A 16075-nucleotide genomic window follows, 5' to 3' on the forward strand; every position below is an offset into this window, starting at 1 on the left:
GAGTGATTAATTTGAACTTACCTAACAAATTGACAATCATTAGAATCTTATTGATTCCAGTTTTCATGTTAGTATTATTATTACCGTTAAACTGGGGTGATGTGATAATTGCAGGAACAACAATTCCTGTAACATCATTATGGGGTGCAATTATATTTGCAGTAGCCTCAATTACTGATTTTGCTGATGGACAGATTGCTCGTCGCAGACATTTGGTATCTAACTTTGGTAAATTTGCTGATCCTTTGGCTGACAAAATGTTAGTTATGACGGCATTTATTATTTTGGTGCAAATGGGAAAGGTACAAGCTTGGATTGCAGCAATCATCGTATGTCGTGAACTTGCAGTAACAGGTTTAAGATTAATTGTAGTTGAAAATGATGGAGAAGTAATAGCGGCTGCAATGCCAGGAAAAATAAAAACTTTTACACAAATGTTTTCAATTTTATTCTTGTTCTTAAACGATGTATTCTTTGCAGCTGTAAGTATTCCAATAGGTGAAATTTTATTATATATTTGCTTATTCTTTACAGTTTATTCCGGTATTGATTATTTTTATCATAGTAAAGATATTTTCAGCGATTCATTTGGAAAATAATTTTTTGATTATGTGGGAAGAATTGTTCTTCTCACATTTTTTTGAATTACAAAGATTTTTGCGTAATTTATTTTTGAAGAAGAATTTTTGTGAACTTTAGTTCGATTCTCTTGATATTTACCGTATAAATCAGTATGATTAATAGAGTAAAAGTTCTTCTTTATATTAAGATGAAACGAGGAGGAATTGTAAGTGGCTAATGACAAAAATAAAGTTCAAGGCGATCAACCTGAAGAAAGATTAAAAGCTTTAGATGCAGCTTTAAAAAAGATTGAGAAAAAGTTCGGTAAGGGTTCCATTATGAAAATGGGAGGAAAGGTAGATACAAAGATCTCTACTATTTCTAGTGGCTCAATTGCTATTGATGCAGGATTAGGTGTAGGTGGTTATCCACGAGGACGTATTATTGAAATTTATGGTCCAGAAAGTTCTGGTAAGACAACAGTTGCATTACATGCAGTTGCTGAAGTTCAAAAACGTGGTGGTACAGCAGCATATATCGATGCTGAAAATGCTTTGGATCCTGCATATGCTACTGCATTGGGAGTAAACATTGATGAATTACTACTTTCACAACCAGACACTGGTGAACAAGGCTTAGAAATTGCTGATGCTTTGGTTTCATCTGGTGCAATTGATATAATTGTTGTTGACTCAGTAGCCGCTTTAGTACCTAAAGCTGAAATTGAAGGTGAAATGGGTGATTCTCATGTTGGGTTGCAAGCTCGTTTGATGTCACAGGCTTTGAGAAAACTTTCAGGTACAATCAATAAGACGAAGACGGTAGCTATATTTATTAACCAAATTCGTGAAAAAGTAGGGGTTATGTTTGGAAATCCCGAAACAACTCCTGGTGGTCGTGCTTTGAAGTTCTATTCAACTGTTAGAATGGAAGTGCGTCGTTCCGAAGCAATCAAGGCAAAATCTGAAATTATTGGTAATAGAACTAAGATTAAATTTGTGAAAAATAAGGTTGCTCCACCATTCAAAGTAGCTGAAGTTGATATTATGTATGGTGAAGGTATTTCTAAAACTGGTGAATTACTGGATATGGCTGTTGAAAAGGATATCATTCACAAGAGTGGTTCTTGGTTCTCTTATGGAGATACAAGAATAGGTCAAGGACGTGAAAATGCTAAGGAATATCTTAGTGAACATGAAGACGAGATGAATGAAATTAATATCAAAGTCAGAGAAGCATACGGTATACCGGATGAAAATGGAAATGTACCTGAATCTCAAGATAAGAATACTACTCAATCTGCTATGGATGACAAGGCTGCAGATATAGATGATTCTGAAGAAGTATCTTTAGATGTAAATGATAGTGACGAATAATTAGTTATTTAAACGGCTTGAAAGTTTTGCTTTTAAGTCGTTTATTTTCGAGGGAAAAGAAGTAATTATTGACATAAGCATGTAACAAACATTAAAATATTATTGTGTGTATTAATCAATGACATCAATTAGTATAGACATTTTAAATATAAATAATGGTGTGGAGGTGCAAGTGTGATTATAGCAATTACAATCCTCGCCATCGCCATTGCGACTTTAGTTATTGGTTTTGCGTTGGGGGTAGCTTATCGTAAGCGTAGTTATGAACAAGCTTTAGATGTAGCAACCCAAACAGCAACTGGTATCATTGAAACAGCAAAAAAAGAAGCTGCTGCAAGTAAGAAGGAAGCGATTATTGAAGCTAAAGAAGAAAATCATCGTTATCGTTCTGAAATAGAAAGTGAACTAAAGGAACGCAGATCTGAAATTCAACGTCAGGAAAATCGCTTGTTACAAAGAGAAGAAATTCTCGATAGAAAAGATACTGCTTTAGATAAACGTGAGGACGTTTTAGAGAAAAAAGAAGCACAATTAGATTCTGATCAAAAAGTTGTAACTAAGCAAAAAGAACAAGCATCTTTGTTAGTAAAAGAGCAACAAGATAAACTTGAAGAAATTGCAGCATTGACAAGACCCGAAGCTAAGGAATTAATCTTGAATGAAACTAAGGAAGAATTAATTCATGAGCGTGCGGTAATGATTAAGGAAAGTGAAGAAGAAACTAAAGCTACAGTTGACCGAAAAGCTAAGAGTTTAATCGCTCAAGCTATTCAACGTAGTGCTGCAGATATGGTATCTGAAACAACTGTATCTGTAGTAAATCTTCCAAATGATGAAATGAAGGGTAGAATAATTGGACGTGAAGGTCGAAATATTCGTACTTTAGAAACATTGACTGGAATTGACTTAATAATCGATGATACGCCAGAAGCAGTCGTTTTAAGTGGTTTCGATCCAGTTAGAAGAGAAATTGCTAAAATGGCCTTAGAAAGATTAATTCAGGATGGTCGAATTCATCCAGCAAGAATTGAAGAAATGGTTGATAAGGCTACTAAGGATATGGATGCAAAAATTCGTGAAATAGGTGAAGAAGTTATTTTTGACCTAGGAATTCATTCAATGCACCCAGACTTGATTAAGACTATTGGTAGATTAAATTATCGTACAAGTTATGGTCAAAATGTTTTGAATCATTCAATTGAAGTTGCAAAAATTTCAGGAATACTAGCTGCTGAGTTAGGCGAAGATGTCATATTGGCGAAACGTGCAGGATTATTACACGATATTGGTAAAGCTGTTGATCATGAGATTGAGGGTTCACATGTCGAACTTGGTGTAGAACTCACTAAGAAATATAATGAAAGTGAGACAGTTGTCAATACAATTGCTTCGCATCATGGAGACACAGAGCCTAAATCCGTAATAGCTGTTTTAGTTGCTGCTGCTGATGCAATTTCAGCTGCTAGACCAGGTGCTCGTAGTGAATCATTAGAAAATTATATCCATCGTCTTGAAAAATTGGAAAATATTTCAAACGAATTTAAGGGTGTTCAAAAGAGTTACGCTATTCAAGCTGGTCGAGAAGTTAGAGTTATTGTTCAACCAAATGAGGTTAGCGATTTAGAAGCAACTGTTTTGGCTAGAGATATTCGAATGAAGATTGAAGATGAGTTAGAATATCCAGGTCATATTAAAGTGACAGTTATTAGAGAAACAAGAGCTGTTGAATATGCTAAGTAATTAATGAAGCTGAGGAGAATTTTATCTTCTCGGCTTTTTAAGTATCGTGAAGTAAGTTTTCGTTAATTAATTGAAAGCAATTAATAAAAAAACATGTTAAAATTATACTTGCACGTAAATTTTGGACGTATAAATAAATATATTTTTAGAAAGGACTTTAGAAAGAATGCCTCAGAAAACAAAGCAAACACCAATGATGGAACAATATATGCAGATAAAAAAGCAATATCCGGATGCCTTTTTGTTCTATCGTTTGGGTGACTTTTATGAAATGTTTTATGATGATGCAATTAAAGGATCTCAAATTTTAGAATTGACATTGACACAACGTAATAAAAAAGCAGTTGATCCAATTCCAATGTGTGGTGTACCTCATCATGCTGCACAAAATTATATAGATATTTTAGTAGATAAAGGTTATAAAGTTGCCATTTGTGAACAAGTTGAAGATCCTAAGCAAGCTAAAGGGATGGTAAAGCGTGAGGTCATTCAGCTGGTAACACCGGGGACAATAATTGATGAGTCCGTGGGTGAAGCTAAGGAAAATAATTATTTAACAGCTTTACATTTTGAAAATAATCAATATGGTTTTGCATATGTTGATTTATCAACTGGTGAACTTAAAGTATCTGTGTTAAATACAATTGACACAATATTAAATGAGTTAATCAGTCTTAGAACGAAAGAAATTGTGGTTGACTCAAGTGTAAACGATGAAGTTTTAAATCAAATTAAGAATCTTAAGATTTTAATTTCTGAACAAAATGATACAGAAGATAGTTCAGAAGTAAGTTTTGCTAGTCAAGATGTTGAGAATAGTGTTGAAGTTGAAGTAATTAAACATTTAATTACCTATCTGAAAATTACTCAAAAACGTGCTTTATCACATTTACAGCGAGCAGTACATTATAAGCCATCACAATATTTAAAGATGGATTATCATGCAAAAAGAAATTTAGAATTATTAAGAAATCTTCGTACTCAGAAAAAATCAGGAACGTTATTGTGGTTGCTGGATTCAACTAAAACTGCAATGGGCGGTCGTCTATTAAAGCAATGGATTGACAGACCTTTGATTAATTTAAAAGAAATAGAAGCTAGACAATCAATGGTTGAGAATTTATTAACCCACTATTTTGAAAGAAGTGGACTTCAGGAAGAATTAGTTAATGTCTATGACTTAGAAAGATTAGCGGGAAAAGTTGCATTTGGTAGTGTTAACGGTCGGGATTTAATCCAACTTAGAACATCATTGGAACATATTCCACAAATTAGATATATTATTCAAGAATTAAATAATGATAGTACATTTGATGAAATTTTTGACAAATTGGATCCAATTGAAGATATTGCAGATTTGATTGAACAAGCAATTGAAGACGAACCACCAATTTCTGTGACTGATGGTAATTTGATAAAGCCTGGATATAGCCAAGAGTTAGATGAATACGTAGATGCTATGAAAAATGGCAAAGCATGGTTAGCAGAACTAGAAGCTAAAGAACGTCAAGCAACTGGAATAAATAATTTAAAGATAGGATTCAACAGAGTTTTTGGATACTACATTGAAGTTTCTAAGGGAAATTTGAGTAAATTGCCTGAAGATAGATATCAACGTAAGCAAACATTAACTAATGCTGAAAGATTTATCACTCCTGAATTGAAAGAAAAAGAATCACTAATTTTAGGAGCAGAAAGTAAAGCTAAAGAGCTAGAATACAAGATTTTTACTGGTATTCGTGATCAAATAAAAGATGAGATTCAGCGTATCCAGGAATTAGCAGGTGCTGTAGCTGCATTAGATGTTTTGCAAAGTTTTGCTACTGTAAGTGAGCAGGGACATTTTGTAAAACCAGAATTAACTACTGACAATCATAGTTTAGATATTAAGGATGGTTGGCATCCAGTGGTTGAGAAAGTTATGGGTAAGCAGAGTTATATTCCAAATGACATTAAAATGGATGATGATCTAGATGTACTTTTGATAACAGGGCCTAATATGTCTGGTAAAAGTACGTATATGCGACAATTAGCTTTAACTGTAGTTATCGCACAGATTGGATGTTTTGTACCTGCTAAATCTGCTAAGATGCCAATATTTGACCAAATTTTTACACGTATTGGAGCGGCAGATGATTTAATTTCTGGTGAATCAACATTTATGGTAGAAATGAAAGAAACAAATGTTGCTTTAATGAATGCAACTAGAAATAGTTTGCTATTGTTTGATGAAATTGGTCGAGGAACTGCTACTTATGATGGCATGGCTTTAGCTCAAGCAATAATTGAGTATGTACACAATAATATCCATGCTAAAACCTTATTCTCTACTCACTACCATGAATTAACAATCCTGGATGAAAGTTTGGATAAATTACAAAATGTCCATGTAGGTGCAATAGAAAAAAATGGTGAGTTGATTTTCTTGCATAAAATGCAGGAAGGTCCAGCTGATAAATCATATGGGATTCATGTTGCTAAGCTAGCTGGTATGCCAGATAAACTTTTAAAGCGTGCTGACAGCATTTTAAATAAGTTAGAGAGTGAGAATGATTTTACTGTAGAATCAACAGAAAGTTACACTGAAGAAAAGCATATTGAAGAAAAAAATGAAAATGAAACTTCGGAGATTCAAGAAGAACAGTTGTCGTTGTTCCAACCCGAAGCAGTAAGTTTAGATTCTAATCAAAGTAAAATACTTAAAGAGATTAAGAATGCTAATTTAATGGGAATGACACCAATGGATGTAATGAATATTGTTTTCAAATGGCAAAAAGAACTCAATAAGAAAGGTTAGTGATAGGTTATGGCTAAAATTCACGAACTTTCAGAAATTTTGGCTAATCAAATTGCAGCCGGAGAAGTAGTTGAAAGGCCGGCATCTGTTGTAAAAGAGCTAGTTGAAAATTCTATTGATGCTGGGGCAAAGCAGATTGATATAATTATTGAAGATGCCGGATTAAAATCAATTCAGATTATTGATGATGGAAATGGAATTGAGGCTGAAGATGTTGAAACAGCCTTTAAACGTCATGCAACAAGTAAGATTATCGATAGAAAAGACTTGTTTAAAGTTCATACATTAGGTTTTAGAGGAGAAGCTTTACCAAGTATTGCCTCTGTTTCAGATGTAGTGATGGAAACAGCTGTATCTGGTCAAGCAGGAACTAAAATTCATATCAAGGGTGGAGAAGTACTTGAAAAAACACTAAGCGCAAGTCGTGAAGGTACTACTATTACGGTTTCAGATTTATTTTATAATACACCTGCAAGATTAAAGTATTTAAAATCTGTTCAAACAGAATTGTCGTATATTAGTGATATTGTAAATAGATTAGCTTTGAGTCATACTGACGTAGCACTTTCGTTAACAAATAATGGACGTCAATTATTGCAATCTGCAGGGAATGGAAACTTGCAGCAAACAATAGGTGCAATTTATGGAGTTCAAAATGCTCGTCAAATGGTAAAGTTTGAGGAGGCTAATCTAGATTTTAAAATAAGTGGATATACTTCTTTACCTAAATTAACAAGAGCGTCAAGAAATTATATCAGTTTGTTGGTAAATGGACGTTATGTTAAGAACTTTCAACTTACTAAAGCAGTAATTGAAGGGTATGGTTCAAAATTAATGACGGGTCGTTATCCGATAACGGTCTTGTCAATAGAATTAGATCCTACTCTAGTAGATGTTAATGTTCATCCTACAAAGCAAGAAATAAAAATTAGTAAGGAAGATGAATTAGTTACATTTATTAAGAAGACTATTTTTGAAAGAATAGGTCAAGAAAATCTAATTCCTGATGGGTTGCAAAATATTAAAAGTAAAACTAAGGAAAAATTAGACTTTGAGCAATTAAAAGTAGGACTAAATGAAGCCTCTAAACAATATCAAACTAAACAGCATCGAACAGGAATAACACCAGAAGTGACAGCAGCATTAGTTGGAGAAAAACTGACTAAAGATGAGAGTCAAACTCAAACTAATGAAAAAATAAAGGAAGAAACTAAAGTAGAGCTTAGTCCGATAATTATTAAAGATAAACAAGATTTAAAATCTGATAGAGTAAAAGAGTGGGATGAAAAATATCAATCTCGGAATAAAGAAACGGAAGTTACATCTATAGCAGAAGAAAGTGGATCAGTGGATGACGAAAGAAAAGATGCACCGAGATTTCCAACTTTACGCTACATTGGCCAGATGCATGGAACTTTCTTATTTGCTGAAGGCGAAGAGGGATTATATATTGTAGATCAACATGCTGCACAAGAGCGTGTAAAATATGAGTATTATCGTGAAGAGATAGGAAAAGTATCTCCAACTCAACAAAATTTGTTAGTACCAATTGTTTTAACGTACCCAACAACCGATTCATTGATTATTAATGAAAATGTGGATAAATTGAAAGAATTAGGTATATATTTAGAAGATTTTGGACAAAATACTTATATTATTAGACAACATCCTACTTGGTTTAAAGAAGGGCAAGAAGAGTCAATTATTCGTGAAATGATAGACTATTTCTTAAAAGATAGGAAATTAAGTATCGCTAAATTTAGAGAAAAAACCGCAATTATGATGAGTTGTAAAAGATCGATTAAAGCAAACCATCATCTAGATGATAAGCAAGCTAAATCGATTTTAGAACAGTTAAAGACTTGTGAAAATCCTTTTAACTGTCCACATGGTCGTCCAGTATTGGTGAAACTTTCCAATAAAGATCTGGAGCACATGTTTAAACGAATTCAAGACCCTCATCATACCGGAATTTTAGAAGAAGATTAGTAGTGAGGAATTACAGATGTATGAATATTTAAGAGGTGTAATAACCGAAGTAACACCGTACTATATTGTAGTTGATGTAAATGGAGTAGGATATCAAGTTTATGTTGCTAATCCTTTCAAATATGAAGAAGATGAGCATGCAGAACAAAAAGTTTTTGTTTATCAAGCAGTTAGAGATAATGATATAAGCTTATATGGGTTTAAAAATAGTTCAGAGAAACAATTATTTTTAAAACTTTTAGATGTATCTGGAATCGGACCTAAGAGTGCATTGGCAATTCTGGCTAATGATGATAATCGTGGTTTGATTAATGCAATTAACAGCGATGATGATGGATATTTGACGAAGTTTCCAGGTATCGGTAAAAAGACTGCTAAACAAATTATTTTGGATTTGAAAGGTAAGTTATCAGATGTTGATAGCGATATGTTAACCGGACAAGATAACTTAGATTTAGATTTAAATGCTTCTTCACCATATTTGAAAGAAAGTTTGGAAGCATTACGTGCTTTGGGATATACTAAAACAGAAGTTAAAAGAATTAGTAAGAAACTTGAAAAATATGGCGGTAAGTCAACAGATGATTATCTACGACAAGGTTTACGTTTATTAATGAGTTAATAATTCTAATAATTTAGAGGAAAGGAGGAGTTTTTTCAATGTATGATGAAGAGAGAATAGTTTCTGGTGATAGTTTTGAAGGTGAAGATTTAAATGAACAATCCTTACGTCCTCAAACTTTCGATCAATATATTGGTCAAAAATTATTGAAAGATGAAATTAGTGTTTATATCCAAGCTGCAAAGCAAAGAGAAGAATCATTAGATCATGTTTTACTATACGGCCCTCCTGGTTTAGGGAAAACAACTTTAGCAACAGTAATTGCTAATGAAATGGGCGTTAAAATAAAAACTACTACTGGTCCAGCGATTGAAAAACCTGGAGATTTAGTAGCTTTACTGAATGAATTAGAACCAGGCGATGTTTTATTTATTGATGAAATTCATCGTTTGCCAAAAAATGTAGAGGAAATCTTGTATTCAGCAATGGAAGATTATTTTATTGATATTATTGTTGGTCAAGGTCCAACTGCACATCCTGTACATTTTCCTCTACCACCCTTTACTTTAGTAGGAGCTACCACTAGGGCTGGACTTTTATCTGCGCCATTAAGAGCTAGATTTGGAATTGTCGGTCATATGGAGTATTATAATGAAGTTGACTTATCACAAATCATTAAAAGATCTGCCCAAATTTTAAGTACAGGAATTGATGATGAGGGTGCTCATGAAATAGCACGTCGTTCTCGTGGAACTCCACGTGTTGCTAATCGTCTTTTAAAGCGAGTCCGAGACTTTGCTGAAGTTAAGCATAAAGACAAGATTGATACGGAAATTGTACAATTTGCGTTAGATTTGTTGCGGGTTGATAAAGTAGGCTTAGATAGAACTGATAGAAAACTACTAAAAGCAATGATTGAATTGTATGATGGAGGTCCAGTGGGTCTAAATACTATTGCTGCTAATATCGGTGAAGAAAGTGATACTATTGCTGATATGATTGAACCATATTTAATGCAAATAGGATTTATTAAACGAACTCCAAGAGGTAGAATTGTAACATTAGCTGCTTATGAACATTTGGGAATAAAATATAATAAAGAAGGTTAAGAGAGATGTCAGAGAAACATTTAACAACAGAAGATTTTGATTATGATTTACCAGAAAGTTTGATTGCACAAACACCGCTTGAAGAAAGAGATCAATCAAGAATGTTGATTCTAGATAGTAAGACTGGTGAATATCAAGATGATTATTTTTATAATGTAATTGATCAATTAAATCCTGGTGACGCATTGGTTATGAACGATTCTCGTGTTATGCCAGCAAGAATATATGGTGTAAAACCGGAAACTGGTGGTCATGTGGAAGTTTTATTACTAAATAATACACATGGTGATGAATGGGAAACTTTAGTTAAACCTGCGCGTCGTGCTAAAGTTGGTACAAAGATTTCCTTTGGTGATGGAGCTTTAAAAGCAACAGTTACTAAAGAATTGGAACATGGTGGTCGTTTAATTGAATTTGAATATGATGGAATCTTCATGGAAATTCTAGATAAATTAGGAGAAATGCCATTACCACCTTATATCAAGGAAAAATTAGAAAATCCAGAAATGTATCAAACAGTTTATTCACGTGAAGTAGGATCTGCAGCTGCTCCAACTGCTGGATTACACTTTACTAAAGAATTGCTACACAAAATTGAAGAAAAAGGTGTAAAACTAGTTTACTTGACTTTACACGTAGGACTAGGAACATTCCGTCCAGTTAGTGAAAAAAATATTGAAGATCACAAGATGCATAGTGAATTCTATCGTTTAACTGAAGAAGCAGCTGCAACTTTAAACGAAGTTAGAAAAAATGGTGGACGTATTGTTGCAACGGGTACAACAAGCATTAGAACTCTTGAAACTATTGGTACTAAATATGATGGTGAAATTAAAGCGGACAGTGGTTGGACAGATATCTTTATCAAGCCAGGTTATGAATGGAAAGTAGTACAAGCTTTCATTACTAACTTTCATTTACCTAAGTCCACTTTAGTAATGTTAGTTGCTTCATTTACTGGAAGAGAAAACATTTTGAATGCTTATAAGCATGCTGTTGAAGAAAAATATCGTTTCTTTAGTTTTGGCGATGCAATGTTTATTAAATAGTATTAGGGGGATTATATGGCAGCAGAACCAGCAATTAAATATCGTTTGATAAAAAAAGAAAAGCATACAGGGGCTAGATTAGGAGAAATTATAACTCCTCATGGAACTTTTCCAACGCCAATGTTTATGCCTGTAGGGACACAAGCTTCAGTAAAATCAATTGCACCAGAAGAATTAGATGCAATGGGTGCTAACATTATTTTATCTAACACATATCATTTATGGTTGAGACCAGGTGAAGATTTAGTTGAAGAAGCTGGTGGCTTACATAAATTTATGAATTGGGACAAAGGTATTTTAACTGATTCAGGTGGTTTCCAAGTATTTTCTTTAGCTGATTTGAGAAACATTAAAGAAGAAGGGGTATATTTCCGCAATCATTTAAATGGACAAAAACTCTTCCTATCACCAGAGAAAGCTATTAATATCGAAAATGCTTTAGGTGCAGATATCATCATGAGTTTTGATGAATGTCCACCTTTCTTTGAAAGCTACGATTATATAAAGAAATCTGTTGAGCGTACAAGTCGTTGGGCTGAACGTGGTTTGAAGGCTCATAAGTATCCTGACCGCCAAGGATTGTTTGGAATTGTTCAAGGTGGGGGACATAAAGATTTACGTCAACAAAGTGCAAGAGATTTAGTATCATTAGATTTTCCAGGCTATTCAATTGGTGGATTATCAGTTGGTGAATCAAAAGCAGAAATGAATAATGTTCTAGAATTTACAACACCATTATTGCCAGAAAATAAACCACGTTATTTAATGGGTGTTGGTTCACCTGATGCCTTAATTGACGGGGTAATTCGTGGAGTTGATATGTTTGACTGCGTATTACCAACCAGAATTGCTCGTAACGGTACATGTATGACATCACATGGACGTCTAGTTGTGAAAAATGCTAAGTATGCACGTGACTTTACTCCGATAGATGATAATTGCAACTGCTACACATGTCATAACTTCACTAGAGCTTATGTCCGTCATTTATTAAAAGCAGATGAAACATTTGGATTACGCTTAACAAGCTATCATAACTTGTATTTCTTAATTAATTTAATGAAGCAAGTTAGAGAAGCTATTATGAATGACAATTTATTAGAATTTAGAGAACATTTCTTTGAAGAATATGGATATAATGAAAGTAAGAGAAATTTCTAAATTTACTAGTAAACTGTTAATATTTTTGATACAGTAGATATAGACAATTTTTAGGAGTGAATATAAATGGGTTCAACTTATACAATTTTTATGTTTGTATTGTTGTTTGTGATGATGTATTTCTTTATGATTCGTCCACAACGTAAGCAACAGCAACAACATCAAGAAATGATGAATAATTTAAAGAAGGGCGACGAAGTTGTTACAATTGGTCGCTTACATGGTGTGATTGATTCCATCAATACTGAAGATAAAACAGTTACTTTAGATTGTGACGGTGTTTATTTAGTTTTTGATATCAATGCAATTGGTAGAGTTCTTTCACCTGCTACAACTGTTAAGACAGAAGAAAAAGCCGTTGTTGATGAAAATAAGGAAACAACAGCTGAAGAAGATAACAGTACTGAAGAAAAAAGCGAAGATGTAGAAAGTACAGAAGAAAAATAATATAAAGTATTTTAAATCTTAACTTGTTGAAAAATTACTTTTCTAACAGGTTAAGGTTTTTTAGTTAAAGAAAGATTTGATCTTGAAATAGGGTTGTTTTTGAAGTAAAGTTTAGACTGTAAGCGTGTACACAAAAGAGAGGAGGAACTAAAATGAAAGATAAAACTAATTATTGTTATAATCGAGCAAGAACTTATCTATATGAGGCACAAAGAGGAATTGAATTTGTAATGTCGGGGGATGAAAATAGGGGAGAGTTAATTTTAAATACTCTAATTAGGGTTGGAAAAGCGGAAGCTAGGAATGAAGTAGGGATTAAAGAATATAATGAGATGTTAGAAAAAATTAATACATATGCAGTTGAAGATCATGATTTAATAGATAAGTTAGTAAGAATTAGAAATTGTTCGCGAAACTATCTAAATCATGCTAGTTTGAAAGATTTTTGAATTAATTGTGGATAGTGTAATTATGTGACGACAACGCTTGCATTTAATGATATAATGTATATATAGAGAAATCTATATATAGATGCAAGGGAGTGAGCGATTATGAATCAAGTTCAACACTACAAAAGAATTTTGACCCCAGTGGATGGTTCTGAAGCAGCAGAAAAGGCATTACAAACTGCAACTGAAATCGCCAAAAGAAATAATGCACATTTAGATATCTTAAATGTTATTGATTTAAAGCAATTTTCTGTAAGTTTTGGTGGAATGGTCGATGCTAATGGTGATGTTGTTTATCAAACATTTGAGGATGTTGATAAGTACTTGAATGAACTATTAGAAAAGACTAAAGAACAAGGCTTAGAAGATGTTGAGGTTCATGCACGTTTTGGCTCACCAAGAACGGTTATTGCTAGAGAATTCCCAGCTGATCATCAAACAGATTTGATAGTTATGGGACCTACAGGATTGAATCCAGTTGAGCGTGTATTAGTAGGAGCAGTTACAGATTATGTAACACGAGCTGCTCAATGTGACGTTATCATTGCTCGATAATTTTTAAATAATGGTAAAGAATATTAGTTTTTGGCGAAAAAACTAATATTTTTTTATGCTTTCCTTGACATTATTTGAAATATTCTATTATATATATTATGTTACCTAAAAGTTGAGAAATAACCTATTGGCTTTTTAATCAAATTTTGAAGGGGAATTGATGAAAGTATGAAAACTTTAAAGTTATATGGGGTAGCGTTATTGCGAGTACTAGCTCCCTTTATCGTCTTGATGGCAATAGCAGTTATAATGAATACTGATTCATGGAAATATTTAACAGAGTATTTTTTGGTAAGTAACTTTTTCTTATTCTTCCCATATATATTTTTAAAATATAGAAATGACAAATTGAAAAAAATGAAATATGTAGATGAGATAGACGATAGTGAAGAAAATGAAGATGAAATTAAATATCGTCGTCGTAGTAATCGTAGAGAAGAAAAAGATTGGTTGGAGACTGCTGAGGATAGAGATAATGCTTTTCGTGAAAGCAGTACTCACTACTTGATAGTATTGGTATATGGATTTGTAAAATATACGATATTATTAGTAGGGGCTCCAATTATATTTTTATATTATATGTTATTTAAAAATGATTTTGAATTTTAAAATTACCTGTAGATTTTAATACTTTATTAATGAAACGCTTTCTTGATAAGATGGCGTTTTTTTTTAATATGACTAACTACTTAAAATGTATTTATCAAAATAGAATATGAAAAAATTATTATTTAGATTGACCTTTTCTCATACTTTTGTTATAATTCTAACATTATTAAAAGTAGGAGGAAAAAGATATGGCGAATTTTTTTAAAAGATTGTTTGCTAAAGAAGACCCTAGTGTTTATCAAAAGAAAGATGCACATTTAATTCAAGTGTTAACCGTAAAGGATTTCTTAGCATTAGGGGTCGGTACGATTGTTTCGACTTCAATCTTTACTCTGCCTGGTGTTGTAGCAGCTAATTATGCAGGCCCTGCTGTTGCTATTTCATTCTTGGTTGCTGCGGTTGTTGCTGGCTTGGTAGCATTCGCTTATGCAGAAATGTCCTCTGCCATGCCTTTTGCTGGTTCAGCATTTTCATGGATAAGTGTCGTTTTTGGTGAATTTTTCGGTTGGATTGCTGGTTGGGCATTATTAGCTGAATATTTTATTGCTGTAGCATTCGTTGGTTCTGGATTTAGTGCTAATATTAGAGGTTTGTTGGCACCAATAGGTTTCAACTTACCAGCTTCTTTATCTAATCCTTTTGGAACCAATGGTGGTATTGTTGACTTAATGTCATTAGTTGTAATTCTTTTAGTTGCATTTCTATTATCTAGAGGTGTATCAGAAGCTGCTAGAGTAGAAAATGCTTTAGTTATTTTGAAAGTATTTGCTATTATTCTATTTATTATAGTTGGTGCTACTGCAGTTAAAGCAAGTAATTATGTTCCATTCATTCCAGAACATCGTTTAAATGCTAATGGTACTCATTTTGGTGGTTGGCAAGGAATATATGCAGGTGTTTCATCTATTTTCCTATCTTATATCGGATTTGATTCAATAGCTGCAAATGCTGCTGAAGCTAAAAATCCATCTAAGACCATGCCGAGAGGGATTTTAGGTTCATTGTTAATTGCAGTTGTTTTATTTGTGGCTGTTGCTTTAGTATTAGTAGGAATGTTTAAATACTCTAGTTATGCTGGAAATGCTGAGCCTGTTGGTTGGGCATTACGTAAAGCTGGTCATGGTGTTATTGCTTCAGTAGTACAAGCAATTGCAGTTTTCGGAATGTTTACAGCTTTGATTGGAATGATGATGGCGGGTTCTCGTTTACTTTATTCATTCGGACGTGATGGCTTGCTTTCTAAATGGTTAGGTGTTTTAAATGAAAACAACTTGCCTAATCATGCACTTTTTGTTCTAACAGTTATTGCTGTAATATTAGGTGCTTTCTTCCCATTCCAAGTGTTATCACAATTAATTTCTGCCGGAACATTGATTGCGTTCATGTTTGTTTCTTTGGGTATTTATGCATTAAGACCTCGTGAAGGTAAAGATTTACCAGTTCCAGGATTTAAGATGCCACTATATCCAGTTTTACCAGCATTAGCATTTATTGGTGCTTTAATTGTGTTCTTAGGATTGGATATCGAAGCTAAAGAGTATTCATTATATTGGTTTATTATTGGTGTAGTAGTATACATAGTTTATGGAATGCATCATTCTAATTTACAAAAGAATCTTAAGTAATATAGATTGTTAAAGATTGAACTTTATAAAACATTAAATTTTAGAT

At 33.2% G+C, this 16075-nt stretch carries 14 protein-coding genes; all 14 read left to right on the plus strand.

What is annotated here, in order from left to right; translation table 11 throughout:
* Window positions 1–11: 11 nt before the first annotated feature.
* The 14 genes from pgsA (at window position 12) to OZJ21_RS04900 (ending at window position 16029) form a co-directional block, all read left to right on the plus strand.
* On the plus strand, window positions 12–599 hold the full coding sequence (gene pgsA / locus OZJ21_RS04835) for a CDP-diacylglycerol--glycerol-3-phosphate 3-phosphatidyltransferase (RefSeq protein WP_003706586.1): 588 nt from the start codon (window positions 12–14) through the stop codon (window positions 597–599).
* A gap of 192 nt (window positions 600–791) precedes the next feature.
* Window positions 792–1937: a recombinase RecA gene (gene recA / locus OZJ21_RS04840; RefSeq protein ID WP_003700567.1), complete on the plus strand. Its 1146-nt coding sequence runs from the start codon at window positions 792–794 to the stop codon at window positions 1935–1937.
* A 174-nt stretch (window positions 1938–2111) separates the two neighbouring features.
* Window positions 2112–3677: a ribonuclease Y gene (gene rny, locus OZJ21_RS04845; protein WP_003700566.1), complete on the plus strand. Its 1566-nt coding sequence runs from the start codon at window positions 2112–2114 to the stop codon at window positions 3675–3677.
* Window positions 3678–3843: 166 nt separating this feature from the next.
* Window positions 3844–6474 (plus strand): DNA mismatch repair protein MutS, encoded by a 2631-nt coding sequence (gene mutS, locus OZJ21_RS04850; protein ID WP_268857515.1) that lies wholly within the window; start codon window positions 3844–3846, stop codon window positions 6472–6474.
* A 9-nt stretch (window positions 6475–6483) separates the two neighbouring features.
* The gene (gene mutL, locus OZJ21_RS04855) at window positions 6484–8463 is read left to right on the plus strand and encodes a DNA mismatch repair endonuclease MutL (protein ID WP_003706593.1); all 1980 of its coding nucleotides are present in this window, start codon (window positions 6484–6486) and stop codon (window positions 8461–8463) included.
* 16 nt (window positions 8464–8479) lie between these two features.
* Window positions 8480–9085: a Holliday junction branch migration protein RuvA gene (gene ruvA, locus OZJ21_RS04860; protein ID WP_095758662.1), complete on the plus strand. Its 606-nt coding sequence runs from the start codon at window positions 8480–8482 to the stop codon at window positions 9083–9085.
* Between the two features lie 38 nt (window positions 9086–9123).
* The gene (gene ruvB / locus OZJ21_RS04865; RefSeq protein WP_003700559.1) at window positions 9124–10134 is read left to right on the plus strand and encodes a Holliday junction branch migration DNA helicase RuvB; all 1011 of its coding nucleotides are present in this window, start codon (window positions 9124–9126) and stop codon (window positions 10132–10134) included.
* Window positions 10135–10139: 5 nt separating this feature from the next.
* Window positions 10140–11183: a tRNA preQ1(34) S-adenosylmethionine ribosyltransferase-isomerase QueA gene (queA, locus tag OZJ21_RS04870; protein ID WP_003710419.1), complete on the plus strand. Its 1044-nt coding sequence runs from the start codon at window positions 10140–10142 to the stop codon at window positions 11181–11183.
* A gap of 15 nt (window positions 11184–11198) precedes the next feature.
* Window positions 11199–12344, plus strand: coding sequence for a tRNA guanosine(34) transglycosylase Tgt (tgt, locus tag OZJ21_RS04875; RefSeq protein WP_191355828.1), 1146 nt, complete (start codon window positions 11199–11201; stop codon window positions 12342–12344).
* 66 nt (window positions 12345–12410) lie between these two features.
* Complete coding sequence (gene yajC / locus OZJ21_RS04880; RefSeq protein ID WP_191355829.1) at window positions 12411–12791, plus strand: preprotein translocase subunit YajC; 381 nt, start codon at window positions 12411–12413, stop codon at window positions 12789–12791.
* 152 nt (window positions 12792–12943) lie between these two features.
* Complete coding sequence (locus OZJ21_RS04885) at window positions 12944–13240, plus strand: hypothetical protein (protein WP_003700552.1); 297 nt, start codon at window positions 12944–12946, stop codon at window positions 13238–13240.
* A gap of 102 nt (window positions 13241–13342) precedes the next feature.
* Window positions 13343–13795 (plus strand): universal stress protein, encoded by a 453-nt coding sequence (locus tag OZJ21_RS04890; protein ID WP_003700550.1) that lies wholly within the window; start codon window positions 13343–13345, stop codon window positions 13793–13795.
* Between the two features lie 168 nt (window positions 13796–13963).
* A complete protein-coding gene (locus tag OZJ21_RS04895) occupies window positions 13964–14404 on the plus strand; it encodes a hypothetical protein (protein WP_003704690.1) in 441 nt (146 codons plus the stop codon).
* A gap of 188 nt (window positions 14405–14592) precedes the next feature.
* Window positions 14593–16029 (plus strand): APC family permease, encoded by a 1437-nt coding sequence (locus tag OZJ21_RS04900; RefSeq protein WP_081534760.1) that lies wholly within the window; start codon window positions 14593–14595, stop codon window positions 16027–16029.
* Window positions 16030–16075: the final 46 nt, after the last annotated feature.

It is taken from the genome of Ligilactobacillus sp. UO.C109 (assembly GCF_026847815.1).
GTDB lineage: Bacteria > Bacillota > Bacilli > Lactobacillales > Lactobacillaceae > Ligilactobacillus > Ligilactobacillus salivarius.

Excerpts from the sequence above, each read along its gene's own strand:
- ruvB (WP_003700559.1), top strand. The coding sequence starts at position 9,124 with ATGTATGATGAAGAGAGAATAGTTTCTGGTGATAGTTTTGAAGGTGAA.
- OZJ21_RS04890 (WP_003700550.1), top strand. The coding sequence starts at position 13,343 with ATGAATCAAGTTCAACACTACAAAAGAATTTTGACCCCAGTGGATGGT.
- tgt (WP_191355828.1), top strand. The coding sequence starts at position 11,199 with ATGGCAGCAGAACCAGCAATTAAATATCGTTTGATAAAAAAAGAAAAG.
- queA (WP_003710419.1), top strand. The coding sequence starts at position 10,140 with ATGTCAGAGAAACATTTAACAACAGAAGATTTTGATTATGATTTACCA.
- mutS (WP_268857515.1), top strand. The coding sequence starts at position 3,844 with ATGCCTCAGAAAACAAAGCAAACACCAATGATGGAACAATATATGCAG.
- OZJ21_RS04895 (WP_003704690.1), top strand. The coding sequence starts at position 13,964 with ATGAAAACTTTAAAGTTATATGGGGTAGCGTTATTGCGAGTACTAGCT.
- mutL (WP_003706593.1), top strand. The coding sequence starts at position 6,484 with ATGGCTAAAATTCACGAACTTTCAGAAATTTTGGCTAATCAAATTGCA.
- yajC (WP_191355829.1), top strand. The coding sequence starts at position 12,411 with ATGGGTTCAACTTATACAATTTTTATGTTTGTATTGTTGTTTGTGATG.
- OZJ21_RS04885 (WP_003700552.1), top strand. The coding sequence starts at position 12,944 with ATGAAAGATAAAACTAATTATTGTTATAATCGAGCAAGAACTTATCTA.
- ruvA (WP_095758662.1), top strand. The coding sequence starts at position 8,480 with ATGTATGAATATTTAAGAGGTGTAATAACCGAAGTAACACCGTACTAT.
- OZJ21_RS04900 (WP_081534760.1), top strand. The coding sequence starts at position 14,593 with ATGGCGAATTTTTTTAAAAGATTGTTTGCTAAAGAAGACCCTAGTGTT.